Genomic DNA, 26285 nt, shown 5'->3' with positions numbered 1-26285 from the left:
AAGCTTACAATGCGCCGATTTGTATCAGATTGGAAAGGGTTGATTTTCAACACAGCCCTTTTTCTGAATGGGTTACTCGTTTTTCTTTTGATCTTCGAAAGCCGCTTTGCGGTTCCGTTCTGGATGCAAGCCGTGGGAAGGATGCATCCATTGGTGCTGCACTTTCCGCTGGTGGTGCTGATTTTGTACAGCATTTGGGTGGTAACCATCGAGAAGGCCGACTCTACCCGCTGGAATGCAGAGATTGCTGATACACTGCTGGCCATTGGCGCAGTTACAGCGGCGGTTGCCGCATTTTCGGGCTTTGTGCTCTCGCGCGAGGATGGATACGAGTCGGATACATTGCAGTGGCACAAATGGCTGGGCGTTGCTATTTCGCTTATGAGCATTAGCTGGTACGGACTACGGCAGTATCTGATGCCCTGGAAGCTGCTATCAAAGCTAGTTGCGGGCATCTTTTTGTTGGTACTATTTGTAGGAGGACACCTGGGAGGAAATTTAACGCATGGGGAGGATTTTCTGATCTCGCCGCTTGGCCCTTCGGCTGAGGAGCGTCCCAAAGTTGCATTGGAGCAGGCAGAGGTTTATGAGCATCTGGTAAAGCCCGTTTTGGAGCAGAAATGCATTTCCTGTCACAATCAAGAAAAATCAAAAGGCAATCTGCAAATGCAGACGCAGGCACTGCTCGTAAAAGGAGGGAAAAGTGGCGCGCTTTGGGATACGACCAAAGCAGACCTGGGTTTGCTGATCAGCAGGCTGCATTTGCCATTGGACGACAAAAAACACATGCCGCCACGCGGGAAAGTTCAGCTTACCGAAGAGGAGGTGGTTTTACTGGCAGCCTGGGTGAAGGCCGGTTCGCGTTTTGATCAGAAGGTCAGCACATTATCAAGCCAGGATCCTGTATATGCTTATGCCCAGAATACATTAGGAGGCGACCGCACCGAGGAGCAGTACGATTTCAGTGCAGCAGATGTAGACGAGGTAAAGAACCTAAATTCCACTTACAGGCTCATCAAGTCGCTTTCTGCCGAATCTCCAGCATTGTATGTGAATTTTTACAACAGCGCTAATTTTACAAGTGAAGAAATAGCAGGCCTGCTGCCCTTAAAGGACCAGATTGTTTCTATGGATTTAAGTAAAATGCCATTGAAAGATGCTGATCTTAAAACCCTTACCCAGTTTACCGAGCTGCGCAAGCTGATATTGAACTTCACAGACATTACCGGGGCAACATTAGGAGAGCTAAAAAAACTCGAAAAGCTAAGAGAGCTTTCACTGAGCGGAACAGCCGTGAAAATGGAGCATGTAAAGTCGCTGGAAGCTTTTCCTTCCTTGAAAAAGGTCTTCATATGGAGCACCGGCCTGAATACCAGCGAGCTTGCTGCATTGCGGAAAGGCCAGAAAATAGCCTTCGAAACAGGGTTTAGAAGCGATACCGTTATTCTTGCGCTCTCGCCGCCTACTATTGTCAACGAAAGCCAGATCCTTGCAGCCGACGGATTGGTCTCTCTCAAACACCAGATTCCCCAGACCACCATTCGCTACACATTAGACGGCTCTGAGCCCGACAGCACCCAGTCGCTGGTGTATAAAAAACCGATTCAGCTATCTGAAAACACGCTTTTAAAAGCCAGAGCCTACAAAGACGGGTGGTATGGCAGCAAGCCCGTCAGCAGACGTTTCTTTAAGGCTAGTATGAAAATAGACAGTGTAAGATTGGTCAAGCCAGCCGATCAGCGCTATGCAGGCAAAGCCGGGGCGACGCTGATCGATGGCGTAAAAAGTGAAGATGAGCAAAACAGCGGAAAGTGGCTGGGCTATAATGAAGATTTTCAGGGTTATCTGTATTTCAAAAAGCCCGTGCAGGCCAGCCGCGTTACGCTTAGCATGCTCCGAAATTTGAACGGCTCTATTTTTCCGCCTACGCGTTTAGAGGTGTGGGGAGGCGCCGATGAGAACTCGCTTAAATTACTCAAAGTCATCACGCCGCAAATGCCGGTCAAAGATATTCCCGGCGTAGAAACGATCCTGTACGAAGCCGCATTTGCGCCGCAGCAACTGAGCTGCATCAAATTGGTTGCCAGGCATTTGCCAAAACTGCCAGGCTGGCATTCGGGCAAAGGCAACAAGGCTTGGGTATTTATCGATGAGGTGTTTGTCAATTAAAGTAAATCAAAATCACCATGTTTAGACAGGTCGGAATCCGTTCTTTGTTAATGCTATTTTTCTTACTGCTATTTTTTGGTTTTCACCAGAGTTACGGTCAGCAAAAAGTGGTTTGGAAGATAGGGGAGGCTGATAACTCACCGGGAGGTTTTGCCCTGGCGCCTGATCAGTATAATCGGTTTCTGGAAAAGGATTTTGGTTATGAGGATAATTTTTTTCTGATCGGGGCATCCGATGCGAGCAAAGACTGGCCTTACGTGCTGCCCGGGCCTGTTAATGGTTGGGGTGGAACAGGAGGAACTTCCGGGATCCGCTCGCACTTTCTGACCGTATTATTTGACATTAGAAATAAACCTGTTTCTGGTAAATGGGTTCTGCTGATAGATGTTCTTGAAACGGATTCACTGTCTGCGCCTTTTTTTAAAGTGCTCATCAACGGCCGATCCTGGGGTTTTCAGCTGGCAAAAGGATCCGGCTTGAAGGACCCTGACAGAACAACCACGCATTCAAAAGAGCAGCTGGTTAAAATTGAAATCCCTTCCGAGCTGATTAAAACCGGAGTAAACGAAATTGTCATGACGACCCTGCAAGGCGGCTGGCTTGCATTTGATCAGCTCAGACTTGATGGCCCTGCCCAGGCCATGCTTTCAGCTCCGGGCAAAGCGCTGCTCAGAAACGTCAGCGCAGCTGATTATGAGCTGAACGTTAACGGAAAACAGGTTCAGCCTCTGCTAGTTGACATTACCCAGCTTAGCGGCGAGCCGGTGATTGAAGTGAAGCTCGAGGGACAGTCCATTTTGAATCAGAAAATCGAAAAGGATCGCTATATGCTGGAAGCGCCTATGCCTGCCGTCAGCCGGCCTGCATCGGCCACATTCCAGGTATATGCCGACAAGCAGCTGATCAGCTCGGGCAAAGTCCAGCGCGATAAGCAAAAGCTAAGAACACCTGCGGGTTATGTCAACACGATGCTGGGCGCCGGACATTCGCGGTGGATGATTGCCCCCGGTCCGTGGATGCCGTTTAGCATGGTGAAGCTGAGTCCAGATAATCAGAATAATGGCTGGCAGGCGGGATATGACCCTACATTTGAATCCATAGGCACATTTAGCCACATTCATGAATGGACAATGACAGGCCTGGGCATTTTCCCCACCGCAGGGCCATTGGAAATCAAGATGGGCGATCAAAATAAGCCCGACGAAGGTTACCGTTCGCGCATGGATAAGCGCTCGGAAGAGGCGCCTTTGGGTTACTATAAGGTAAATCTGACAGACAACAACATTACAGCAGAACTGACGGCCACAACCCGCGCATCCTTTCAGAAATACACTTATCACAACAGTGAGACCGGCCGCATCATGGTCGACTTGCAGATTCCGACTGAATATGGTTACAAACTGAAAAATATCAAGGTCGATAAAGTCAGCGCAAACCGCATTGAAGGATTTAGTGATCAGCTATCAACGGATGTATGGTCTGGGGGCATCGACCAGCAGTATAAAGTCCATTTTGTTATAGAGTTTGACCAGCCTATTAAAAATCACGGCATCTGGCTTAATGACCAGATAAAGCAGCAAGCCAACCTTCTGGCAGACAGCGCCAGCAACGCAGGACTGTTTTTTGAATTTGATACAAAAACCAATCATGTCGTTCAGGTAAGAACCGGAATTTCCTATGTAAGCGTTGAAAATGCGGCGCTCAATCTGAAAACCGAAATTTCGGATCCGTTCGGCTGGGATTTTAATAAGGTAAGAAGCAATCAGGAGACAGTCTGGAATGAGCTGCTGGGACGTGTGGCCATTACCAGTAATGATAAGCGCGAAAAAGAGCGGTTCTATACCAATATGTACCGTTCACTGGCTAGCAGGAATGCTTTCAGTGACGTGGACGGCAGCTGGCGCGATGCGGATGAGGTCGTTAATAAATTTGAAAACAAAGACGATGTGGCATTGGGCTGCGACGCGTTTTGGAATACTTTCTGGAATCTGAACCAGTTCTGGAACCTGGTTACACCGGAATGGTCTAACAGATGGGTGAAGTCCCAGCTGGCCATGTATGACCGCAGCGGTTGGCTGGCAAAAGGACCAGCGGGTATGGAGTATATTCCCGTCATGGTGGCCGAGCACGAAGTTCCGCTGATCGTAGGCGCATACCAAATGGGTATCCGCGGTTATGATGTCAACAAAGCCTACGAAGCGGTCCGGAGAATGCAGACCACGACCGCTGAGGCAGTGGGAGGCGGGCGGGCCGGCAATGAGGATCTGACGACCTATCTCAAACATCATTATGTGCCTTATGACGAAGGCCGGTTCTCCAACTCCTTGGAGTATAGTTTCGATGATTACAGCGTCTCCCAGTTTGCAAAGGCATTAAATAAAAAGCAGGATTATCAGCAGTTTTCCCAAAGAGGAAAATGGTGGAAGAATGTAATTGATCCCCAAACCGGCTTTGCGCGCATGAAAGATGCGAAAGGTAACTGGCTGGCTGATTTTGATCCTTTCAAATCAGGCGCAAATCATCATTATGTGGAAGGGAATGCCTGGCAGCTCACATTTTTTGTGCCGCAGGATGTAGCCGGCCTGGCCAGAACAATAGGAGAAGCCGAGTTTGTAAAAAGATTGGACTGGGGTTTTAATGAAAGCGTCAAGTGGCGTTACAACGGCCCGAATGATCAATATTGGGATTATCCTGTGGTTCAGGGTAATCAGCAGTCCATGCATTTCGCATTTCTTTTCAACTGGGTGAAAAAGCCCTGGCTGACCCAGAAATGGAGCCGCTCGGTTGTGGACCGTTATTACGGACACGAAGTCTCCAATGCTTACCTGGGCGATGAAGACCAGGGCCAGATGAGCGCGTGGTTTGTGATGAGTACGCTCGGTCTTTTTCAAACGGACGGCGGAACGCGCGTAGATCCGATCTATGAAATCGGAAGTCCGATGTTTGAGAAAGCGGTCATTGACTTGGGCGGGCAGTTCGGCAGAGCCAAAAACTTTACCATTGAAGCTAAAAATACTTCTCGAAAAAACGTCTACGTACAAAGTGCGCAGCTGAATGGCAAGCCACTGACCAACTTCTGGTTCAAAGCCTCGGACTTATTGAAGGGCGGCTCGTTAATACTGGAAATGGGCCCTACACCAAACACAAATTGGGGAACAGGAACGCTTCCCACCGCAGATTGACCATCATTTCTGGTAATTAAACTGATCCAAGGGTCTCTATGGTTAATACTAACTATGCAGCAATGCTAACTAGATAAAATTAGCTACAAAGCGAATCCCATAGCGTAAATTCCTTTATTATTGCATCTTCTTTATTCAAGACGCTTAATTTATGTCAAATAACGTATTCGATTTTGGAATGATCGGGCTTGGAGTAATGGGTAGGAACCTGTTGCTGAACATGGCCGATCACGGCTTCTCTGTTATCGGTTTCGATAAGGATGGAGCTAAAAACGCAGCATTGGAATCTGCTGCAACGCCTGGAACCACTGTAAAAGGGGTGGCCGAGCTTGCAGAAATGATCCAGCTTTTGCAGCGCCCCCGCAAGGTAATGATGCTTGTTCCGGCAGGTCAGCCTGTTGACGATGTGATCGCTTCTTTGCTTCCTTTACTGGAGAAGGGCGATGTGATCATTGATGGTGGAAACTCGCATTATACCGATACTTTAAGGCGCGTGAAATATCTGCGCGAGAAAGAAATACATTTTATGGGCATTGGTGTTTCCGGTGGAGAGCAGGGCGCGCGTACAGGCCCGAGCATCATGCCGGGAGGCGACCAGGCTGCCTATGAGACTGTTAGGCCTATGCTCGAAGCGATCGCCGCCAAAGTGGATGGCACTCCCTGCGTTGCTTACCTGGGAAAAGAAGGGGCTGGCCATTACGTTAAAATGGTGCACAATGGCATTGAATATGCGATCATGCAGTTAATCAGTGAATCTTATGCCATTTTAAAACACGCCGGGCTAACCAATGAGCAGCTTCATGAGGTGTTCAAAACCTGGAATGAGGGCGATCTGCTATCGTTTTTGGTTGAGATCACAGCGGATATATTCCTGCAAAAAGACGATCAGACCGAGGAGCATCTTGTTGACATGATTTCTGATAAAGCCGGCTCAAAAGGAACGGGCAAATGGACTTCACAGGATTCTATGGAATTGCCTGTTGCTGTGCCAGTTATTGATACGGCGGTGGCTATGCGGACATTGTCCGGTTACAAAGACGAGCGTATCCAGGCAGCTGAAATTTATGCAAAAGACGGTTACGGCTCATCGGCTCCCTCGGATGAATTGATCCAGCAGGTGCATGATGCGTTGTATTTTGGAACGATACTGGCCTACGCACAAGGATTAGCCATGTTGTTTCAGGCTTCGAAAGACCTGGCTATGGACATTCCGCTTCCCAAAGTTGTGAGCGTATGGAGAGGCGGCTGCATTATCCGTTCCTCATTATTGGAAATCTTCACCAATGCATATACGCAAAGTCCGGAATTATCCAACATTCTGTTGAACCAAGAGGTAGCCGAAGTCGTTAAATCGATAGAAGATAATACGCGTTTGCTTATTGCGTTTGCGGCCAAAGCAGAGATTCCGGTTGCAGGGTTAATGTCGTCACTAGCTTATTTTGACGCATATAAATCCAAGAAAATGCCGACCAACCTGATCCAGGCTCAACGTGATTATTTTGGGGCGCATACTTATCAACGTATCGATATCCCCGGTACTTTTCATACAGAGTGGGGTCAACAATAAATTTGAAATTTTATGCAAACCACTAAACGTCCACCTGCCTCAGTAGTCTTTATTTTCGGAGGAAGCGGGGACCTTAATTACAGAAAACTTACTCCCGCGCTCTACAATCTATTCTTAGATAACTGGATGCCCGAGAAGTTTGCCATAGCGGGCATTGGCCGCAGTGCTTATTCCAATGAAAAATACCACGAGCATTTATTAGACGGTGTTACCAAGTTTTCACGCCGCAAAGGAAAGCAAAACGGTCATTGGACAGAGTTTACCCAGCACGTTTCCTATCTGCAAATGGATGGGGACGATGCGGCTGCCTACCATTTGATCACGGATCTGGTCAAGCAGAAAGAAGAGGAGTGGGGCGTTCATCCCAATGTTATATTTTACCTGGCCGTTGCCCCTCAGCTTGTTCCTTCCATTGCCCAGAAATTAGGCGCATTGAAGATATGCTCGGAAAAAGGCACTACAAGAATTGTTGTTGAAAAACCTTTCGGACATGATCTGGAAAGTGCCCATGAGCTTAATGAGCTGCTTTCAAGCATGTTTGCCGAGGAGCAAATTTTCCGTATCGACCATTATTTAGGAAAAGAAACGGTTCAGAACATTCTGGCATTGCGTTTTGCCAATGCGCTTTTCGAGCCGCTCTGGAACCGCCACTACATTGATCACATTCAGATCACGGCTGCCGAAAGCGTTGGTTTGGAGGGCAGAGGAGGCTATTTTGAACATGCTGGGGCATTGCGCGATATGGTACAAAATCATATTCTGCAAATCCTTTGCATGATTGCCATGGAGCCGCCTGTTTCTTTTGATGCTAATGAGATCCGTAACAAAAAAGTGGACGTTTTGAATGCGATCCGTCGCATTACCAAGGAACAGGTTCACGATTTTGCTGTCCGCGGCCAGTATTCCGGCGGATGGAAAAAAGGTGAAAAAGTGGTTGGATATCGTCAGGAAGAAGGTGTTAATCCCCAGTCCAACATTGATACCTTCGCTGCTGCCAAATTCTATATTGATAACTGGCGCTGGCAGGGTGTTCCTTTTTATGTGCGTACGGGTAAGTTTTTAAATCAAAAAGCCACGCACATTACATTGCAGTTCAAACCTGCTCCACATTACGCCTTCCCTTCGGAGGCTGCCGAAACATGGCGTTCAAACAGGCTGACCATCAGCATTCAGCCCAATATGGACATTAGCATTCGCTTCCAGGCGAAACGTCCGGGTCAGACAATGACGCTGGATCCTGTGGATATGACATTTGATTACGACGCAGTGGCGGGTGAGCATGCGCCGGAAGCTTATGAAACATTGCTTCTGGATGTAATGGAGGGCGATGCAACATTGTTTATGCGTAATGATCAGGTGGATGCTGCCTGGAAAGTTATCATGCCGATTCTGGAAACCTGGGAGAGCAGAACACCGCAGGATTTTCCTAATTATGCTCCCGATTCGTGGGGGCCAGATGGCGCCGACGCGCTGCTTGCACGCGACGGTCATACCTGGATTAACCTTCCACCGGCTCCTTAACATATGGAAATTTACATTGCAAACGATACGGGGCGGCTTAGTCATGATCTGGCCGCCTGGCTGAGTGATTACATCAAGGAAGTGTTGTCTAAACAAGACCGTTTTACTTTCGTGTTATCCGGAGGCAGCACGCCCAAACAACTGTATGCTTTGCTTGCCGAATCACCTTACAAAGAGGCGATTGACTGGCAAAAAGTTCATTTTTTCTGGGGAGATGAACGCGCTGTTCCTTTTGAAGATTCGCGCAATAATGCCAAAATGTGTTATGACGAACTGCTCAATAAAGTGCCGGTTAACGCTGATCATATTCACATCATGCGCACGGACATTGAACCGGAAGAGTCTGCTCTTGCATATGAAAAGGTTCTGAAAGAATATTTCAAAGACTCCGAAGCAACTTTCGACTTTGTTCTTTTAGGCATGGGCGATGATGGACATACCTTATCGCTGTTTCCCGGCACCGAGGTGATTCACGAGGAAGATGCTTGGGTTAAAGCATTTTATCTGCCCGCTCAACAGATGTTCAGAATTACATTAACAGCTCCGGTCGTTAATAATGCGGCCTGTGTTGCATTTCTGGCAGCAGGAGCCGGTAAGGCCGAAACATTAAAGCATGTTTTGAAAGGTGAGCCTAATGTTGATCTTTATCCTTCCCAGATTATAAATCCTTCCAGGGGACAACTGCACTGGTTTGTTGATAAGGCGGCAGCTGCTATGCTCTGAGATTTAGCTTTATTCATTGCAACAAGAGACGCATCCGACCGGTGCGTCTCTTTTGTTTGTGTGGCTTTTTAATACGTTTAACATTCCAAAGTCACCACTGGATAAAAATATTATGTGCCCGGATTTGTTAATGCTACATTTATTTAAAACAAACCTCACTCACATGAAATACTTACTTAAAATCCTGGCGGTCATCATCGTCATTACTTATTCGCTCAGACTTGTCAATTCACAATCCGATGTGCTTGTGCTAAGCGGTTTGGCCATTATTGGCAGCTCGGTCTATTTGCTTGCCCGGGATCTTGATCGTTTTTTGAGCTCACTTAATTCTGAAATATAATGACGCTGGCTAGAAAAATTGTAATTGGTTCGGTAAGTTTCTTTGTGGCTGTGATCGCGCTTTTTGTCCAGCCTTTTAGTTTTGAAAACATCGACGCAGGAAATGTCGGAATCCGCATTAACCTTTATGGAACCGACAAAGGCGTTGATAACATTACATTGGTTACAGGCCGCGTTTGGTATAACAGCTGGACTACCAAGATCATCGAGTTCCCGACTTTCACTCAAAGCGTGGATTATGATTCTTTTGTAATAACAACGAAGGATGCGGCTGAATTTAAGGTAGACCCAAAATTGAACTACCACATTAACCCTGAAAAAGTGCCTCAGATTTACCGCCAATACAGACGACCGTTAGGTGAAATTCAGCAGGGCTTTATGAAAAATACAATCTATGATGCATACCGGATCGTTGCCAATTCATTCAGTTCGGATAGCGTTATGTCAAACCGGGAAGCATTCGAGGACCGCGTTCAGAATGTGCTTACCAAGACACTGGGCAAAGATGGCTTTATTTATGACCAGCTGACTTCGGCCATCACACCACCGCCATCGCTGCGACAAATGATCGACGAAAAAAATACTTCGATCCAGGCTCGTCTGAAAGCTGAAAATATGGCAAAACAGGCAGAAGCGGAAGCAAAGGTAATCATTGCCCGCGCGGAAGGACAGGCAAAGGCAACATTGATAAAAGCCCGCGCCGAAGCGGAAGCCAACCAATTACGCCAGAAAACGTTGACTCCACTACTGATCCAGCAGGAATGGGTTTCCAAATGGAACGGCGTTCTGCCCACCACCAACGCCGGCGGCAGCACCAGTTTAATGCTTGGGATAAAATAATGCATCTTTTCCCAGATTGAAATCTGGGGCCAGTTAATGGGTCGTGCCTGACGGCACTTGCAAGCGCAAGTGCCGTCAGGCACGACCCAACCATTGCTCCGGGTTTCAACCCGGAGATAGAGAATAAAATCAAAGCTTCTTCAATAAGCTTCCAGGTATTTTTACATGCGCGCTGTCGCCAACTGCCAGATCAAGTGATTTGAAAATGTTGCTGTCGACCTGGAAAGTGCTGCTATCCCGGACTGTTATCTTACTCTTACCAAAGTCATTTTCACGATAGGCCGTAACGATGGCGCCCGAAACGAAATCTGCACGAAGATCACCAACCTGATTTTCCAGCATGACCATCGCGCCGCCGATCTGTTTTAAATCCATGCTTTCCTGCTTCATGTTCTTAATCTTACAATTGATAGTATTCGACTCCAAACCCTTTAATGCCGGAACGAAAATGTAGACAGAGGGCAATGTATGCACGATCTGCTGCGGCGACTGGCCGCCTTCGGGGAAATCTTTTTTATAATTGACGGTCAATGTATCATTGACAACTTTCCAGTCGATGAATTTTTGATCAACCACAAATTTGATTTCAAAATCTTTGCCCTGCGACACCTCGGTTACACCAAAGCCGACCCCCTGTAATCTTACATAATGAAATGGCTCTAAACTATGTGTGAGGTAGCCCGAGTACGGGTCTTTTCTATCTATTTTGTCAAACTGTTTTTTTAAAACAAGGTTGGAGGCAACCATTGCGCTCAGAAACAGCGATAGCACGATAATAAGTAGTATGTTACTGGTTTTCATGAGGTTATGCTAGTTATTGACAGGGGAATTGTCGGTGACGAACTGGTTATAACGCGCTTGTAATTCTTCCAGGCTAATGTTAAGCAGGTAAAGCGTTTTGAAAACTTCCGGCAGCTCGGATTCGAGAAAATGTTCTTTTTTGTAAGCCAATACGCGCGCTTGCGCATCCTCGCTTACGGAATAGCCGATGCCTCTTTTATTGAATATAATTTCTTTGTTCTGCAAGAAATCATATGTCCGCATCACCGTGTTGGGGTTCACTTCCAGCATGCCTCCCAGGTCCCTTACCGATGGAATGCGCTCAGTAGGAGGCCATTTGCCCAGTAAAATCTGCTCGCAGATGTAATCAGCGATTTGCAGGTAAATGGACTGTTTATCTTTAAATTCCATGAATGCGGGGATTAAACTTCCTTCTCTTTAAGGCGTAAATAAGCGATATACCAAATGCTCAGTATAAACAATGTAATAAAGGCCTGGATGGCGTGATAAATGTTCTTTGGGAATTGGATGTGAAACGTGTTCAGGCCGCGAAAAACGGTGAAGTTACCATCCTTGAAATACCACATTTGCCAGCTGGTGAAAGGTAATGTGTTCAGTTTCGATGGATAATGCGTCAGATAACGCGCCATACTAAGATGGATCGTAAATACGATGATTACCGAAGCGACAATGAAGGCGGCTGTTTTGACATAAGATCGTTTTGAGAAATAGATGGATCCTAAAAGCAAGAGGCTGTGTAATATGAAATAGGCAAAGCAGAAATACACTGCCAGGTCGAATTTGATGTAAGGATATTTATATCCCCAGGAGGGCAGCTTGGCATTGGCAATATCAATCGTCTTGTAATGCAACTGGAAATAAAGAACAAGGAAACTGACGATAAAGAGCAAATTGAAAAACATTGCGCTCAGAAATTTCTCCAAATGTGAGGCCGGTAGCATCAGGCTGCTGATAGAGGTCGGCAGCGAAGCATAATGCGTCATTGCATTGCTCGTGTAAAAGGAGCTCGCAAAGAGCATTACCATAAACATGGCCATGTAATGCAAAGCCTCATAGGTTCCTACGGGCTTGCTGGACGTGACGATAGGAAGCATCATCGAAAGCAGCAGAATCGTCAGCAGCGTTGCAATCAACAGATAATTTTTGCCTCTTTCAACCAGGTCCAGCTTCAAGACAAGCGCAAAACGGTGGATATCAAATGTTTGATTCATAGCATTAGTTCAGATAGGATAGGAAGAATGGATCGGGTGAGCGTTGCCAGCAAAAGCAACAGCATCGTTACGAAGAGCCTGGTCATTGTTTTCCAAAAATTTGTCTGATCCGCTCGGGGTTTCCCAGCACGGCGTTAAAGAGATATTCCAGGTCCACGCGGCTTTCTTCCAACTCTGAATTTTCGAACACAGCTTTATAGCCTTTGAGCGATGGCTCAGAATAAAGCACGCGGTTGTCGTAATCGATGCTGGGAAGCGTTCCGAAACAAAGTTTTTCGGCTACTGTTTCCAGGCTGTGCTGGATCAAGATCTTGCTGTCTTCCAGGATAATGATGGAGTCGATCAGATTATCCAGGTCACGAACCTGATGGGTTGAAATGAGAAACAGCCTGTTTTTATCAACATTCATTGAGACCAGTTTGCGGAACTGACTTTTCGAGGGAATGTCCAGGCCATTAGTAGGCTCATCCATGATTAGAACCTTCGTGTTGGCTGAGAGCGCAAACGCGATCAGAAACTTTTTCCGCTGGCCGTAGGACATGTCAGTCAGCTTGTTACCCAGGGGAATGTCCATTTCTGCAATGTAGCCGTCAAATTGTCCTTCATCGAATTTAGGATAAAACGGAGCGATCATGTCAAGATATTTCCGGATCGTTACCGAGGGCAGGTAAATCTCTTCCGGGAGAAAGAAGACATCCTGCAAAAATGCCGGAAGCCGCTTTTTGGGCTCATAACCCACCACATTGATATGGCCTTGCTGCGGAAAAAGCAAACCGACCATGTTTCTGAGCAGGCTGGATTTGCCGGCGCCATTTCTGCCGAGCAAACCGTAGATGTGCCCGGCTTCCAGGTTAATCGACAGATTCTCAAACAGCTTCTTCTTCTTACTGTATCCAAATGTAACGCGGTCTAGCTGGATCATTTCAGAATCGTTTAGTGTTCTAGTTAAGTAGTACACTGTAAAAGTAAACATCTGAAATGAGTAAGCAAGGTTTTGTAAAAATATATTTTGAAATGTGATTGGAGCTGGTGATCCTAGCTATTGCCCAGCAGTTTTTGATAATCTGCCTGCGTATCAATGTCGATGCCGCCGGAAGGGAAGGGGACCGCCGTAACGTCACCGGCAAATTTGGTAATAAGCTTTTTAGCGCCTTCGGCTCCGTTTAGCTTTAAAAGGGAAGGGAAATATTTGTTGGAAAAAAGAACAGGCGTTCCCAAAGTGTTCTCATAGGCAGAAGCAACAATGCCTGCATTGCCTTCCAATGATTTCTCTATCAAAGCATTGAAGAGATCGGAGGTAACAAAAGGCTGATCGGTGACAGCGAAAATTACGCCGGAAATGCCGGGCTGCGCTGCCATTAGTTGCTGAACTCCCGCGACAATGGAAGAGGCCATCCCTGATTCCCAGTCCGGGTTGTGAACTGCATGACAGGGAAGTGAATCAAGCTCTTTTTCAATCAGGCCGGCATTCGAGCCAGTCACTACGGTCACGCTTGTGCTTTTTGCGGCAATAGCGGCTTGGGTGACATGACGGATCAGCGTTTTATCCTGATAGCGTAGCAGCTGCTTAGGCTCGCCCAGGCGTGAGGAGCTGCCGGCGGCAAGAATAATGATCCCGTAACCAGACTCCCCGGCCATACATTTCAGGATTGACTCGTTTGTATTTCGCACAGAAAGTCCTCCCGTGTGGATTTGCGATAGTCCGCTTTCTGATCTGATCGGCTGTGGATGGGCTCGGGCTTTTCACGCAGGGAAATGCCTGTTCTTCCATTTAAAACAGCTTTAATTTCAGCAAGCACCGACAATGCTATTTCCTCAGAGGTTTCAGCGCCAACGTCGAGTCCGACAGGACCGAAAATTTTTGTCTTTTGCTGTTCAGTGACTTCAATGCCTTCCTTTCTAAGATCGCCAAACATTTTTTCCAGCTTCTTTTTCGGGCCTAATGCGCCTATATAAATGCATTCTTCAAGCTCAATGAGCTCTTTGAGCAGCGCCAGATCGTAATTGTAATTATGGGTCATTAACACAAAAAACGTCCGCGTATCCGCTTGAATATGTGATAGAACCTCTGATGCCTTTGCCACAATTACCTGATTGGCCTTTGGAAATCGCTGCCTGGTTGCATGCCCGTTCCGGCCGTCGACAACAGTTACGTTCCAGCCCAGAATACCCGCCATTTCCGAAAGCGGAATGGTGTCGTTTCCAGCGCCAGCGATGATCAGCGCCGGGGCCGGACGCAGATATTCTACGAAACCCGTCAGTTTTTGGCCGTCAAAATCAATTTCTTTAAAAAACGACTCCTGGCGCTCCTTGACAAGCGCTGCCTCAGGAAGCAGCTGCTCCAAGAGCGCAGGTTGCGAAAGGTTATGCATGGTTACGCGATCCGTTTCCAGATCCAGAAAACAGGTTCCAGGCTGAATGGCCGTGCGGGAATGAAGTGAAAACAGCGTGACTACCACCGCATTCTGCCGTTTTTCAAGCGCTTTTTTAAGTAATGCGATAGGATTAAGCTCGTGGTCGGGGTGGATGGGTTCGAATAGGATGTGAACAATGCCATTGCAACCCAGCTGAACGCCAAGTGTTGTGTCGTTATCGTCTGTGGTATCGTAGATTACCAGTTTGTTCTTCTGCTGCGAAATTGCCAGCAGCGCCTTTCTTAATGCGTCTCCCTCCAGGCATCCGCCGCTGATGGCTCCCGTAAGCTGACCATCGTCGGTGACGAGCATACGCGCGCCGGGACGCCGGTAAGAGGAGCCTTCCACATGTACGACGGTTGCCAGCGCTGTTTTCTTGCCCGCACTGACAGCGGATTCGTATGATCGTATAATGTCCGTAATTTCTTTCACCCCCTGTGTTCTTTTACAATTTTAGAAATTACTGCAACAGCGTGATCTACTTGCTGTTCCGTAGAAAACCTTCCGAAGCTGAACCGGAATGTGTTATGGATCAATTCATTGGAAAGTCCCATCGCTTTCAGTACATAGCTCGGTTCCAATGTAGCCGATGTGCAGGCCGAGCTTCTGGAAAAAGCAATGTCGCTGCCGGCCTCAAAAATCATTTTTTCCCCATCAATATCATGGAAAGAAATGTTGGTTGCGTGGGGCAGGCGCGGGGCGGTGCCCGCATTAATATCTATGTGTTGCAACGCCAGTAACTGCTTTTCAAAATAATCGCGTAGCGAGCGGAGCCGGAGGCTTTCTGATGCCATTTTTTCAGCACAAATCTCACACGCCTTGCCAAAAGCCACAACGCCGGGCACATTAAGGGTGCCGCTGCGCATATTGCGCTCATGGCCGCCACCATCGATCTGTGCAGTGAGTGTAACAGTGGGGTTTTTCTTGCGTACATAAAGGGCGCCGACTCCCTTGGGTCCGTACAATTTGTGGGCGCTGAAAGCCAGCAGATCAATGTCATCTTCCTGCACGTCCACTGGAATTTTACCAACTGCCTGCGTGGCATCCGTAAAAAAAAGAACGCCATGCGTTTTGGCTATCGCGCCGATTTCTTTAATCGGCTGAATGACGCCCGTTTCATTGTTGGCATACATGACAGCGATCAAGAGCGTTTGGGGTGTAATGGCTTTTTCGAGATCATCTAGACTAACCAGACCATTGGGCTGAATTTCCAGATAGGTAACCGAGCCGCCTCTACGCTCAATGTATTTGCAGGTGTCCAGCACGGCTTTGTGCTCGCTTACCACGGTAATAATATGGCCTTTTTGATCAGGATTATTTTCCCAGACACCCTTTATAGCCAGGTTGGCCGCTTCTGTTGCTCCCGATGTAAAAACGATTTCCTGAGGATGCGCGCCTATGAGGCTGGCAATATTTTCGCGCGCAATGTCTACGGCTTCTTCCGCTTCCCAGCCATAGGAATGCGTGCGGCTGGCTGCATTGCCAAATTTTTCCGAGAAATAAGGAAGCATTTCCTCCAAAACCGCCGGGTCCATCGGAGTGGTTGCATTATTATCCAGGTAAACAGGCAATTTCAACGTCATGGCAATAGCAGTGGATCTTTATTGGAGAAAACAAAAACGTTGTTTATAGTTCAAATTAAACAAAAACCATCCCAAACAGAGAAACACTTTTTTGAAACTTATTATTTAAATTTGCGTTAACTCTATCATATTAATAGATTATATCGTCCACTTAAATCATTATACATCATGTCACTTCGACTAGGAGATATTGCCCCTGATTTTGAGGCAAACACCACACAAGGCCAAATTAAGTTTCACGAATGGTTAGGAGACAGCTGGGGATTGCTATTTTCTCACCCTGCTGACTTTACGCCGGTTTGCACCACAGAACTTGGCAAGACGGCTCTTTTGCAAGGTGAATTTCAAAAACGTAATGTAAAAGTGCTTGCCGTAAGCGTTGACGACATTGATTCACACAATCGCTGGATTCCCGACATTAACGAGGTTAACAATACAGAGGTCAATTTCCCGATCATTGCCGATGAGGGCCGCAAGGTTGCAGAACTTTACGATATGATCCACCCCAATGCAAGTGAGAAATCTACAGTTAGATCTGTTTTCATCATTGGGCCTGATAAGAAAATCAAGCTTACACTGACTTACCCAGCTTCCACAGGCCGTAATTTCAATGAAATTCTGCGCGTCGTTGACTCCCTTCAACTGACTGCCAATTACAGCGTGGCAACGCCTGCTGACTGGAAAGATGGCGATGATGTGATCGTGGTTCCGGCCGTGAGCACAGAGGATGCGGAAAAGAAATTTACCAAGGGTCTCAACATTGTTAAGCCTTACCTGCGTTATACGCCGCAGCCAAATAAGTAAGCGAGCCTGGCTCAAAAAAATAGGATGTCGCATCAAGCGGCATCCTATTTTTTTGTTATCAAATGCTGTTATCAAAATTAGCTTCCGCTCTCGCTTTCAAGTATTTCTTCGGGCTTGATCATTTCTTCTCCATAATAGATCATATGCCTTGCTCCCTGGTAATAAAACCAGATGGATGCGCCCATGCTAATGTGACTGATGTCATTGTAATTAAACCAGGGCCCAAAACTGAATTTGAGCGCATGTAACCCGGCAGAAACAGCGCCTAATGCTGTTGCAATGAATATATTAACGCTTCCCGGATCTTTACGCTGTCTGTAAACATAAATCTCAATCAAAAATAGCATCAGGAAAAGGCCGTAAAATGCGTGAATTTCGACAACGACAAAGTTGAGTGTGATGAAAGTCAGCGCAAAAAACACGACCAGCTCCACATAGTTCAACCAGCCCAGGATTAAGCCGCTGCGCTTTTGGAGCAGAGGTTTGATGTGCCAGATCGCTGCGCGTTCAAAGAGCGCTACGGCAATCATGCTGGCAAACCAGCCGGGAATTTTGCCAGGCTGACCCGTTAAATACAGAAATCCATGCCCTAGCACACCGCCGATCGCAGTGGCAATGCCCATGAAAAAGAAAAAATATTGGATTTGTTTATACATTCTGTGCGCCCTTCCCAATTTCCCAAGATGGACAAATGCATATATGCAGATCACAGTCATCATCAGACTGGAGATTACAGTGGAAGGTTCTAAAATGGTAATTCCAAAAACCTGGATCTGATGAACCTTACTGAAATCAATGGCAACTTCATTCATGAACGGCTGAGTGTTTTTAAAATAATCAATCTAACAAAATTATACCACGATTCTGGAATGAACGCACATTTCCCTGTTTATCTCTTATTATTAGTTATATTGACGATATATTTGTGGTGAATAAAACGTTATTATACAGAGGAGTTTTAGCATTTTTTTAATGCTGGATACGGATCGCGGGATTTACAATTTTAAATGCTATTTCATGAAATGGTCTTTTGTAATTCAACAAAAACTGAAAGCTGCAATGCTTCTTGGAGGCATTATGGCAGTTATTATATTGGCCACATTGCTGTCCAGGCGCAATATGGATGGCATTGACAAGTCCTTTTCATCCATTTACCAGGACCGGCTGATCCCTGCAACAACCATCATTTATCTGACAGAAAACCTGTATGGAAAGCGGCTTTTACTGGAAGAGTATTTACTGACCAATGGGACAGGAAACAAAAACGAGATCCGCGCGCAGTTAAGCACGCACAACAAGAACATTGACTCGCTGATCAAAGCTTTCGAGCAAACGTATCTGGTTGATGAAGAGGCAAAAAGTCTCATTGCATTTAAGAACGAAGTGCACAGATACACGGCTGTTGAAAAGTCTATTCTTGGTTTGTATAATGCAGGCGCCCAGGAAGAAGGTAAGCAACTTTTCGCTGGCGCGGGAGCCAACACGTTCAAAAACACCATTACCAATCTCAACGAACTGACAAACATTCAGTCCAGCATTGGAAAGGATCTGATGAAGGAATCCAAAAGTGACATTGCCAGCTTTGGCATTATTTCATTTCTGCAAATCGCCCTCGCCGTTGTTATCGGGCTTATGTTGCTGGTGCTGATCCAGAACTCGTCCATTGTCAACAAGCCCAAGATTTCGGGGCAGAAAAACCAATATTTTAATCTTAACTAATAAAGACTATAAACGAAAAAAGGTCAGGATTTTCTGACCTTTTTTCGTTTATCTTAAATTGCTTTACTGACCAACTTTACGGCCTTTTAGTGTTTCTCTTGAATTTTTAACCTGCTTCAAAAGGTCTTTCTTTACGAATAACCGGGCGCCATTTCCGCCTTGCAGATCAAATGTCCTTTCTTTATATTCAAACTTATTGTTGGGCAGCACATCCAGGAAATAATTCTGGCCGCTCAAATTGAACTTCATCCCTTTGGTATCTTGCTGGGTATCATCCCAGGAAACATGGATAACACCGTTGTCTGAGCTCAAAGCTACACCTGGCGTAAAGGGCAGCACATTAATGGTTTGAATGCTCTTACCATTGCTCATCGTGATCTGCCCTTCGGGATTTACTTTAATGTCATTAGGATCAGAAACCTCACGGCGAATGTTGATTGCCTTGTCGTTGAAAAACTGAACCTTGGCGATTTCAATGTTGGCTGCTTCCAGGTCGCGGCGAAGATCTTCCGTAAACACTGTATAATTAGAGAGAGGGACGGAATTCATTGTGGTGCAAGCTGATACTGCGCTCAATAAGAATACGCCTGCGAAGAGTTTTTTAATAAGATTCATGTTACTAATTGGTGTTCTGAATGAACTGTTTGAATAATTTTAGTTGAGTTGGTTACCGTTCGCAATATTAACAAAAAAGCTAGTCAGTTACCAACCGATTGATTAATGAGGTTGATTTCAGCAATCCTGACAATCTGTCAGCCGACCTGCGATTTAATTGTATTTGGAACGCATATTTGGATTCGGTATTGCAGAGCAGAAAAAACAATTTCTTCAATATTATAAACAAAAACGGCATAACTATGGAATCAGTGATTCAGGAAAAAGGATACCTCAGCATTCATACCGAGAACATATTTCCGATTATCAAAAAATTCCTTTATTCGGACCACGAAATCTTCTTACGTGAATTAGTATCCAATGCAGTCGACGCTTCTCAGAAAATCAAAAAACTGGCCTCCTATGGCGAGTTCAATGGCGAGCTGGGTGAGCTGAAAGTGGTTGTAAAGCTTGATAAAGAGGCTAAAACCATCACCATCAGCGATAATGGGATTGGTATGACTGCTGATGAGATCAAAAAATATATTAACCAGATCGCATTTTCCGGCGCCACTGAATTTGTAGAAAAATACAAAGACAAAGGGGAGGATGGAAAAGGTGACAAAGGCATTATCGGTCACTTTGGTCTGGGTTTCTACTCAGCCTACATGGTTGCCGAAAATGTAGAGATTATAACAAAATCTTACAAAGAAGGCTCCGAAGCGGTTCGCTGGGAATGTGACGGTTCTACGGAATTCGAACTGGGCCCGGCTGAAAAAGCAGAGCGCGGTTCGGACATTATTCTGCACATTGCCGCTGATTCCGAGGAATTCCTCGATGAGCACCGTCTGCGTGGCATTCTTGAAAAATATGGCAAATTCCTGCCAATCGAGATCGAATTTGAAGAAAAGATCATCAATAATCCAAACCCGATCTGGACAAAAAATCCGTCTGATCTGAAAGACGAGGATTATCTGGCGTTCTACAAGGAGCTTTATCCATTCAGCGAAGATCCGCTTTTCTGGATCCATTTGAATGTGGATTATCCCTTCAATCTGACGGGCGTTTTGTATTTCCCAAAACTGAAAAACGATTTCCAGGGTCAGCGCGAAAAAATTCAGCTTTACAGCCGCCAGGTCTTCATTACCGATGAGGTAAAAGACATTGTTCCCGATTTCCTTCAACTGTTGCACGGGGTGATCGACTCGCCGGATATTCCTTTGAACGTTTCAAGAAGTTACCTGCAAGCCGATGGTAATGTGAAGAAAATCAATGGTTATATCACGCGTAAAGTAGCAGATAAACTTTCGGAGATTTTCAAAAATGACCGTGAAGGCTTTGAGAAAAAATTTGATGATATCGGCCTTTTTGTAAAATACGGAATTATCAGCGATGACAAATTCTATGAAAAAGCCAAGGATTTCTGTCTGGTAAAAAATACAGAAGGCAAATTCTTTACTTTCGAAGAATACCGCGAGCACGTAAAAGGCAATCAGACCGACAAGAACGACACACAGGTTTGGCTTTATACGACCGACGAGAAAAAGCAGGATGCATTCATCCAGTCTGCGAAAAAGCGCAGCTATGACGTGCTGACATTCACCACGATCATTGATTCGCACTTTATTAACACCCTTGAACAGAAACTTGAAAAAGTGAATGTGAAACGCGTGGATGCCGATACGCTTGACAAACTGGTCGAAAAAGATGTGACCCTGGAAAGCATCCTTTCAAGCGATGATCAGGATAAAGTCAAAAAGATTTTTGAAGAAGTAGCAGGGAGCAAAAGCGCGCATGTTCAGGTAGAGGCCATGCCGGTGGACGAGCTGCCAGTGGTGATCACTTTTCCCGAATTTATGCGCCGTATGACTGATATGCAGGCTACTTCGGGGCAGCGTTCTATGTTTGGCGATATGCCTTTGATGTATACTGTTTCACTGAATGCTAATCACCCGGTGATCAGCCGCGTGCTGCAAGCTGAAAATGAAGAAGCACAAAAGGCTCTGGCAAAGCAGGTGTTTGACCTTGCATTGCTTTCACAAGGTCTGCTTTCAGGAAGCGATCTTACTCAGTTCATTCAACGCACAGTTTCGACTTTGTAGACTGTCATCAACCTTACCAAGTCTGCAAAAAGGCTTGGTAAGTCATAAAAAAGCCCGCTTACTTCGCAGTAGGCGGGCTTTTTAGCTTCTATTTGGTGTCAGAATTCTTTATTTGACATTATCAACCTTTTCAGTTGTTCTAACTCGTCCCATTTCTGGTCTTTGGCAAGCAATGCTTGTTTTGGCCAGGATGTAGGATTTTGGATCTGAAACCTGGGTCCTGCTTTTTTCAAAACGGCTGCTAACCTGATAATGGAAGTGTCGGCGAGCTGTTCAATGGTATGAATGCCCTCCCGATTGAGCAATTCTTCAATCTTAGGTCCGATGCCTTCTATAATCTTCAAATCTTCCATGGGCCGGATTGCTTAGCGGTTCATAGAGATCAGGAATTCTTCATTGCTTCTTGTGCCCTTCATATGTTCAAGCAGGAAGTCCATGGATTCCATTGCATTCATATCCGACATATGTTTTCTCAAGATCCACACTTTTTTCAGTGTTTCTTTATCCAGAAGCAAATCCTCGCGGCGCGTTCCGGAAGCCATAACATCAATAGCAGGGAATACACGCTTGTTGGAAAGCTTGCGGTCCAGCTGCAATTCCATGTTACCCGTTCCCTTGAATTCTTCAAAGATAACTTCGTCCATTTTAGAGCCTGTATCGATCAATGCAGTGGCAATAATGGTCAGCGATCCGCCGTGTTCTACATTTCTTGCCGCTCCGAAGAATCTCTTTGGCTTGTGCAACGCATTGGCATCCACACCACCCGAAAGAATCTTACCGGATGAAGGAACCACCGTGTTATAAGCACGTGCAAGACGCGTGATCGAATCCAGCAGAATCACCACATCATGGCCGCATTCAACCATTCTTTTGGCTTTTTCTAAAACAATGCTGGCCACTTTTACGTGACGGTCTGCCTGCTCATCAAATGTAGATGCAATCACCTCAGCTCTTACGCTGCGCTGCATATCGGTAACCTCTTCCGGACGTTCGTCGATCAAAAGGATCAGAAGAAACACCTCAGGGTGGTTACGCGTGATGGCATTTGCAATTTCTTTTAGCAAAACAGTTTTACCCGTTTTTGGCTGTGCAACGATCATTCCACGCTGTCCTTTTCCGATAGGAGCGAAAAGATCCAGGATCCTTGTAGAATATTGATCCGGGCGGGAGCTTAATTTCAGGCATTCATCCGGGAAAAGGGGTGTAAGATATTCAAAAGGAATACGGTCCCTGATTTCCTCGGTTGTTTTACCATTAACAGTCTCAACACGGAGCAATGCAAAGTATTTTTCACCTTCTTTCGGCGGGCGAATCTGTCCTCTAACCGTATCACCGGTTTTCAGGCCGAAAAGTTTAATCTGAGAAGGCGATACATATATATCATCCGGGCTAGCCAGATAGTTGTAGTCTGCTGAGCGCAGGAAGCCATAGCCGCCATCCTGCATAATTTCTAGTACGCCCTCATTAACGATCAACCCGTCAAACTCTCTTACATAGTTATTGTAGTTGCGTTTGATTTTAGACGATGGATCGTCGCGGTGTGCAGGCTGCTGCGGTTGTTGCGGCTGGCGTTCGCTGGAATCGTTAGGCTGATTCTGCTGATTTGGCTGGCGGTTTTGTCTCTCTTCTTTTGCGGCAGGTGTATTTTCGTCCGCGCTGGTTTCTGTCTTTTCCTGAACCACTTCTTCTGTTACAGGCGCAGCAGCTTCCGGCTGGCTTACCGCTTCTTCTTTTCCCAGATCATTTAATGTATCATTATCCGAATCGGCTTCTTCACGAATGTCCAGATTTTTGGGCCTGTCATTATTTTCAGGGCGCTGATTTCTCAGGGAAGTGTCAAATAGGGGAGCAGGTGAAGGCGACGCATTGTCTTTTTTCATCCTCGCCGATCTGTTGTTTGCCGGCTTCATGTTATCGGCAGGAGCATCAGATGGTCTTCGCGCTCTTTTTTTCTTTGGTTCATCGGCATCGTAACCATCCGATTCCAAAGCCGGCTGTGCTGCGGGAGCTGCCGGCGTTATATTGTTAACAGGTTCAGCGGCTGCGGGAGCTTCTGTGACTGTTGCAGGTTCCTGTTTAAGCAGGATTCTGTTTATAAGTTCTTTTTTTGGGAGTTTAGCGTAATCTGCAACACCAAGGTTGCCAGCTATTTCTTTAAGCTCTGATAAAAGCTTAATGTTCAATTCATCAATTGTAGGCATACAGACAAGGGAAAGTAAAGTAGCACTTTACCGATTGGATATTAAGGTTTTGAATTTTTTTGGACAAAAGCCGAGAAGCATATCTCGCAGTGACGTGATGGTCATTAATATTAAAAATATCTTTTGTAAAAGCCCGGGTGACGACTCTACAACTTGAAAAACTTTATTAGATATACTCTGAAAGTTGGCAATTAAATAAAGGAAGTAAAGACAGTAAATCGGCAAGATTTTAAAACCTCGACAACGTTGAGAGTTATCGTGAGATGGAATTGGATTTAAAAGTCGATACTGGACTTATAGCGACGAAGGTAAAAAAATTATTCTTTACATCAAAGCGAAAACCCATTTAATACAAAAAAATAAACGATTCACGCTTTTTATCTATGAAACCCTGGCATTAAGTGCTGATAATGAATGCACAAAACATGTGTGAACGTTTTTAGGAGCACTAGTTTTTGTGCGTCAAATGTGGGACTTTTGCAAAATTATGAACATTGTCATTGATTCGGGCAACACGTATTCGAAGGTCGGATGGTTTGAAGACGATAAACTGATACGCTATACGACGCGCCTCACATTTACTGAATTGATCGAAGCAGTGCTGGCGCAGGCTCCGGAAAGTATCCTGTTTTCATCTGTAAGTCACACGGCCGCCGACTTTGAAAATGCGCTGGGAAAGTCATTGAAGATATTTGACTTAACACCCAGCACGCCATTGCCTATCAAAAAAAATTACGATACGCCGCAAACCCTGGGTGCAGACCGGATTGCCGCCTCCACCGGTGCCAATTTCTTGTATCCAGGGGAAGATTTGGTCGTTATTGATATGGGCACTTGCATTACGTATGATCTCATTGATAAATACGCGGTGTTTCAGGGCGGGCTGATTTCCCCCGGCGTGAGAATGCGATTTAATGCAATGCATTCGTTTACTAAGCGACTTCCGCTGGTCGAACCGGATTCAGATCCGGAATTGATTGGAAAAAGCACGCACAGCGGCATGCAAAGTGGCGTAATGAATGGCGTTCTTGCAGAAATGCATGGAATAATTGAAAGGTATCGGCACAAATCGCCGGATTTGCGCGTACTATTATGTGGAGGTGATGCTGCTTTTTTTGAAAGTAGCCTGAAACCACCCATCTTTGCGGTGCCGGAATTGGTTTTAATAGGATTGAACAGAATTTTAACATATAATGTCTCGTTACAGTAGATTCAGAATACTCACATTTGCAATTGCACTCATTTGGAATTGTACATACCTCAATACGGCGCTAAGAGCACAAGGCTTGGGCAATTCTCCATACTCTTCATTGGGAATGGGAGAGTTTTATGGCGATGCTTATTCTGATAATACAGGAATGGGTCAATCCGGTGTAAGTACAGGCACCGGGTTTCAAATCAATAATCTTAATCCCGCTCTTTGGGTTCGCAACAGGTTTACAACCCTGGATATTGGCCTGATAGGGCAGTATAAGGATATTGTTTCAGGAGCGAAAAATCAAAAAAATGTCGGTGGCAATCTTGCTTATGTTTCGCTGGCTTTTCCGATCAGCCCGCGGTGGGTGCTGGGTGTAAGCCTTAAACCATACACGTTTGTAGATTACAGCAATGCTTCCATTCGCGACGTTGCGGGGACCCAGTTTGTAGGAATTTACAATACAACGGGAAAGGGAGGCATTAATAAGGCTTCGGTGACAACGGCTTACCAGGTTACAAAATATTTAAGCCTCGGTCTTGAAACTTCCTATTTTTTCGGGAATGTGCGCAAGGCCACAGAGGTTTCCCTGGTTGACAGGGCGGCAATAGAACGCCGCGACGATCTTTCCAATGAATATGTAGTTAGTTTAAATGACCGCACGACTTATTCGGATATTGCATTCCGGGCTGGCGCTGCGTTAAGGATCCCCATTAAGAAGGAAAATAAGCTCAATTTAAATCTGGGTGCTTCTTACAGCATTGGAACAACGATCAATGCGGATCAAACCACCACTTTTGAGGTAACTTCCAACGCGCTTAGCGTGATTAGTCCTGATACGCTAGATAATCTGGTTGGCGGCGGAGTTAAAACGCCTAACCAGCTGCTGGTTGGCGGAAGTTTGGAATGGCCGTTCAAATTAATTCTTTCTGCGGATTTCAGCTACCAGCAATGGTCGAAATACAGAAGCTTTACAAACTCCAATGACGGTTTGAAAGATGTAGGCCGCATTAACGTGGGCGCAGAATATCTTCCAAGATTCACCTCACTGAATTATTTTGATCTGGTGAGATACCGCGTTGGGTTCAGTTACGGTAAAACACCCTATTCGATTGGAAATAGTGATGTGAATGATACCAACGTAAGCCTTGGCTTTACATTCCCGATGGGTAGGGGTTATCAGAACTTTCTATCTGTGGCACTCGTTGCAGGACAAAGAGGTAGCACGGGCGGCGGGATGATCAGAGAGCGTTACGGGCGCGTCGTACTGGGCGTGACGCTTCTGGAAAGATGGTTTGTTAAACAAAAAATCGACTAAAA

23 protein-coding genes are annotated in these 26285 nt (G+C 45.8%); 12 read left to right on the top strand and 11 right to left on the bottom strand.

Annotated elements, in window-relative coordinates:
• Nucleotides 1–9: 9 nt before the first annotated feature.
• The 7 genes from G395_RS0123060 to G395_RS0123030 all read left to right on the top strand — a co-directional run bounded on the left by G395_RS0123060 (nucleotide 10) and on the right by G395_RS0123030 (nucleotide 10341).
• A complete protein-coding gene (locus G395_RS0123060) occupies nucleotides 10–2169 on the top strand; it encodes an FN3 associated domain-containing protein (RefSeq protein WP_026632231.1) in 2160 nt (719 codons plus the stop codon).
• 17 nt (nucleotides 2170–2186) lie between these two features.
• Complete coding sequence (locus G395_RS0123055) at nucleotides 2187–5351, top strand: glycoside hydrolase family 92 protein (RefSeq protein WP_035361911.1); 3165 nt, start codon at nucleotides 2187–2189, stop codon at nucleotides 5349–5351.
• Between the two features lie 151 nt (nucleotides 5352–5502).
• On the top strand, nucleotides 5503–6918 hold the full coding sequence (gene gnd, locus G395_RS0123050; protein ID WP_026632229.1) for an NADP-dependent phosphogluconate dehydrogenase: 1416 nt from the start codon (nucleotides 5503–5505) through the stop codon (nucleotides 6916–6918).
• A 12-nt stretch (nucleotides 6919–6930) separates the two neighbouring features.
• The gene (zwf, locus tag G395_RS0123045) at nucleotides 6931–8439 is read left to right on the top strand and encodes a glucose-6-phosphate dehydrogenase (protein ID WP_026632228.1); all 1509 of its coding nucleotides are present in this window, start codon (nucleotides 6931–6933) and stop codon (nucleotides 8437–8439) included.
• A 3-nt stretch (nucleotides 8440–8442) separates the two neighbouring features.
• Complete coding sequence (gene pgl / locus G395_RS0123040) at nucleotides 8443–9162, top strand: 6-phosphogluconolactonase (RefSeq protein WP_026632227.1); 720 nt, start codon at nucleotides 8443–8445, stop codon at nucleotides 9160–9162.
• Between the two features lie 163 nt (nucleotides 9163–9325).
• The gene (locus tag G395_RS32440) at nucleotides 9326–9502 is read left to right on the top strand and encodes a hypothetical protein (protein ID WP_169720064.1); all 177 of its coding nucleotides are present in this window, start codon (nucleotides 9326–9328) and stop codon (nucleotides 9500–9502) included.
• On the top strand, nucleotides 9502–10341 hold the full coding sequence (locus G395_RS0123030; RefSeq protein WP_229204267.1) for an SPFH domain-containing protein: 840 nt from the start codon (nucleotides 9502–9504) through the stop codon (nucleotides 10339–10341). Before G395_RS32440 ends, G395_RS0123030 begins: the two co-directional genes overlap by 1 nt.
• Nucleotides 10342–10470: 129 nt before the next feature.
• On the opposite strand, the gene G395_RS0123025 is transcribed toward G395_RS0123030, so the two are convergent.
• From G395_RS0123025 to G395_RS30070, 7 genes are all read right to left on the bottom strand, one after another.
• Nucleotides 10471–11142 (bottom strand): hypothetical protein, encoded by a 672-nt coding sequence (locus G395_RS0123025; protein WP_035361910.1) that lies wholly within the window; start codon nucleotides 11140–11142, stop codon nucleotides 10471–10473.
• Nucleotides 11143–11151: 9 nt separating this feature from the next.
• Entirely contained in the window at nucleotides 11152–11532 is a 381-nt protein-coding gene (locus G395_RS0123020; protein ID WP_026632224.1) for a GntR family transcriptional regulator, read from the bottom strand.
• Between the two features lie 11 nt (nucleotides 11533–11543).
• A complete protein-coding gene (locus G395_RS0123015; RefSeq protein WP_026632223.1) occupies nucleotides 11544–12353 on the bottom strand; it encodes a hypothetical protein in 810 nt (269 codons plus the stop codon).
• Nucleotides 12354–12435: 82 nt separating this feature from the next.
• A complete protein-coding gene (locus G395_RS0123010; protein ID WP_026632222.1) occupies nucleotides 12436–13275 on the bottom strand; it encodes an ABC transporter ATP-binding protein in 840 nt (279 codons plus the stop codon).
• A 113-nt stretch (nucleotides 13276–13388) separates the two neighbouring features.
• Nucleotides 13389–13991, bottom strand: coding sequence for a nucleotidyltransferase family protein (locus G395_RS0123005; RefSeq protein ID WP_035361909.1), 603 nt, complete (start codon nucleotides 13989–13991; stop codon nucleotides 13389–13391).
• A 5-nt stretch (nucleotides 13992–13996) separates the two neighbouring features.
• Entirely contained in the window at nucleotides 13997–15199 is a 1203-nt protein-coding gene (locus tag G395_RS0123000; protein WP_026632220.1) for an XdhC family protein, read from the bottom strand.
• Nucleotides 15196–16350 (bottom strand): cysteine desulfurase family protein, encoded by a 1155-nt coding sequence (locus G395_RS30070; RefSeq protein ID WP_051350319.1) that lies wholly within the window; start codon nucleotides 16348–16350, stop codon nucleotides 15196–15198. The genes G395_RS0123000 and G395_RS30070 overlap by 4 nt, the downstream gene beginning before the upstream one ends.
• A gap of 168 nt (nucleotides 16351–16518) precedes the next feature.
• Here G395_RS30070 and G395_RS0122990 point away from each other — a divergent pair, with 168 nt between their 5' ends.
• Nucleotides 16519–17154: a peroxiredoxin gene (locus G395_RS0122990; RefSeq protein ID WP_026632219.1), complete on the top strand. Its 636-nt coding sequence runs from the start codon at nucleotides 16519–16521 to the stop codon at nucleotides 17152–17154.
• Nucleotides 17155–17231: 77 nt separating this feature from the next.
• Here G395_RS0122990 and G395_RS0122985 read toward each other — a convergent pair whose 3' ends face one another.
• A complete protein-coding gene (locus tag G395_RS0122985; protein WP_026632218.1) occupies nucleotides 17232–17966 on the bottom strand; it encodes a DUF6962 family protein in 735 nt (244 codons plus the stop codon).
• Between the two features lie 205 nt (nucleotides 17967–18171).
• Here G395_RS0122985 and G395_RS0122980 point away from each other — a divergent pair, with 205 nt between their 5' ends.
• On the top strand, nucleotides 18172–18873 hold the full coding sequence (locus tag G395_RS0122980) for an MCP four helix bundle domain-containing protein (protein WP_026632217.1): 702 nt from the start codon (nucleotides 18172–18174) through the stop codon (nucleotides 18871–18873).
• Nucleotides 18874–18936: 63 nt separating this feature from the next.
• Here the strand turns inward: G395_RS0122980 and G395_RS0122975 are convergent, their stop codons facing one another.
• Nucleotides 18937–19422 carry a hypothetical protein gene (locus G395_RS0122975; RefSeq protein ID WP_229204266.1) on the bottom strand — a complete coding sequence of 162 codons (486 nt, stop codon included), beginning with the start codon at nucleotides 19420–19422 and terminating at the stop codon, nucleotides 18937–18939.
• 308 nt (nucleotides 19423–19730) lie between these two features.
• On the opposite strand from G395_RS0122975, the gene htpG reads away from it, so the two are divergent.
• Entirely contained in the window at nucleotides 19731–21569 is a 1839-nt protein-coding gene (htpG, locus tag G395_RS0122970; protein WP_026632215.1) for a molecular chaperone HtpG, read from the top strand.
• A 98-nt stretch (nucleotides 21570–21667) separates the two neighbouring features.
• On the opposite strand, the gene G395_RS30065 is transcribed toward htpG, so the two are convergent.
• Both G395_RS30065 and rho read right to left on the bottom strand, forming a co-directional pair.
• Nucleotides 21668–21922: a helix-hairpin-helix domain-containing protein gene (locus tag G395_RS30065; RefSeq protein ID WP_051350318.1), complete on the bottom strand. Its 255-nt coding sequence runs from the start codon at nucleotides 21920–21922 to the stop codon at nucleotides 21668–21670.
• A 12-nt stretch (nucleotides 21923–21934) separates the two neighbouring features.
• A complete protein-coding gene (rho, locus tag G395_RS0122960; RefSeq protein WP_026632214.1) occupies nucleotides 21935–23770 on the bottom strand; it encodes a transcription termination factor Rho in 1836 nt (611 codons plus the stop codon).
• A gap of 487 nt (nucleotides 23771–24257) precedes the next feature.
• Here rho and G395_RS0122955 point away from each other — a divergent pair, with 487 nt between their 5' ends.
• Nucleotides 24258–24980, top strand: a complete 723-nt coding sequence (locus tag G395_RS0122955) for a type III pantothenate kinase (protein WP_026632213.1) — start codon at nucleotides 24258–24260, stop codon at nucleotides 24978–24980.
• On the top strand, nucleotides 24964–26283 hold the full coding sequence (gene bamG, locus G395_RS0122950; RefSeq protein ID WP_510185849.1) for a BamG family beta-barrel-assembly machinery protein: 1320 nt from the start codon (nucleotides 24964–24966) through the stop codon (nucleotides 26281–26283). Before G395_RS0122955 ends, bamG begins: the two co-directional genes overlap by 17 nt.
• The last annotated feature ends 2 nt before the right edge of the window (nucleotides 26284–26285 follow it).

Source organism: Dyadobacter alkalitolerans DSM 23607, assembly GCF_000428845.1.
Classification (GTDB): Bacteria; Bacteroidota; Bacteroidia; order Cytophagales; family Spirosomataceae; genus Dyadobacter; species Dyadobacter alkalitolerans.
The sequence above is the reverse complement of the archived record's forward strand: the minus strand, read 5'-3'. Positions and strand labels throughout refer to the sequence as shown.

Bases quoted from the DNA above. Each gene is read 5' to 3' on its own strand.
- G395_RS0123060 (WP_026632231.1), top strand. From the start codon at position 10: ATGCGCCGATTTGTATCAGATTGGAAAGGGTTGATTTTCAACACAGCC.
- G395_RS0123055 (WP_035361911.1), top strand. From the start codon at position 2,187: ATGTTTAGACAGGTCGGAATCCGTTCTTTGTTAATGCTATTTTTCTTA.
- gnd (WP_026632229.1), top strand. From the start codon at position 5,503: ATGTCAAATAACGTATTCGATTTTGGAATGATCGGGCTTGGAGTAATG.
- zwf (WP_026632228.1), top strand. From the start codon at position 6,931: ATGCAAACCACTAAACGTCCACCTGCCTCAGTAGTCTTTATTTTCGGA.
- pgl (WP_026632227.1), top strand. From the start codon at position 8,443: ATGGAAATTTACATTGCAAACGATACGGGGCGGCTTAGTCATGATCTG.
- G395_RS32440 (WP_169720064.1), top strand. From the start codon at position 9,326: ATGAAATACTTACTTAAAATCCTGGCGGTCATCATCGTCATTACTTAT.
- G395_RS0123030 (WP_229204267.1), top strand. From the start codon at position 9,502: ATGACGCTGGCTAGAAAAATTGTAATTGGTTCGGTAAGTTTCTTTGTG.
- G395_RS0123025 (WP_035361910.1), bottom strand. From the start codon at position 11,142: ATGAAAACCAGTAACATACTACTTATTATCGTGCTATCGCTGTTTCTG.
- G395_RS0123020 (WP_026632224.1), bottom strand. From the start codon at position 11,532: ATGGAATTTAAAGATAAACAGTCCATTTACCTGCAAATCGCTGATTAC.
- G395_RS0123015 (WP_026632223.1), bottom strand. From the start codon at position 12,353: ATGAATCAAACATTTGATATCCACCGTTTTGCGCTTGTCTTGAAGCTG.
- G395_RS0123010 (WP_026632222.1), bottom strand. From the start codon at position 13,275: ATGATCCAGCTAGACCGCGTTACATTTGGATACAGTAAGAAGAAGAAG.
- G395_RS0123005 (WP_035361909.1), bottom strand. From the start codon at position 13,991: ATGGCCGGGGAGTCTGGTTACGGGATCATTATTCTTGCCGCCGGCAGC.
- G395_RS30070 (WP_051350319.1), bottom strand. From the start codon at position 16,350: ATGACGTTGAAATTGCCTGTTTACCTGGATAATAATGCAACCACTCCG.
- G395_RS0122990 (WP_026632219.1), top strand. From the start codon at position 16,519: ATGTCACTTCGACTAGGAGATATTGCCCCTGATTTTGAGGCAAACACC.
- G395_RS0122985 (WP_026632218.1), bottom strand. From the start codon at position 17,966: ATGAATGAAGTTGCCATTGATTTCAGTAAGGTTCATCAGATCCAGGTT.
- G395_RS0122980 (WP_026632217.1), top strand. From the start codon at position 18,172: ATGAAATGGTCTTTTGTAATTCAACAAAAACTGAAAGCTGCAATGCTT.
- G395_RS0122975 (WP_229204266.1), bottom strand. From the start codon at position 19,422: ATGAATTCCGTCCCTCTCTCTAATTATACAGTGTTTACGGAAGATCTT.
- htpG (WP_026632215.1), top strand. From the start codon at position 19,731: ATGGAATCAGTGATTCAGGAAAAAGGATACCTCAGCATTCATACCGAG.
- G395_RS30065 (WP_051350318.1), bottom strand. From the start codon at position 21,922: ATGGAAGATTTGAAGATTATAGAAGGCATCGGACCTAAGATTGAAGAA.
- rho (WP_026632214.1), bottom strand. From the start codon at position 23,770: ATGCCTACAATTGATGAATTGAACATTAAGCTTTTATCAGAGCTTAAA.
- G395_RS0122955 (WP_026632213.1), top strand. From the start codon at position 24,258: ATGAACATTGTCATTGATTCGGGCAACACGTATTCGAAGGTCGGATGG.
- bamG (WP_510185849.1), top strand. From the start codon at position 24,964: ATGTCTCGTTACAGTAGATTCAGAATACTCACATTTGCAATTGCACTC.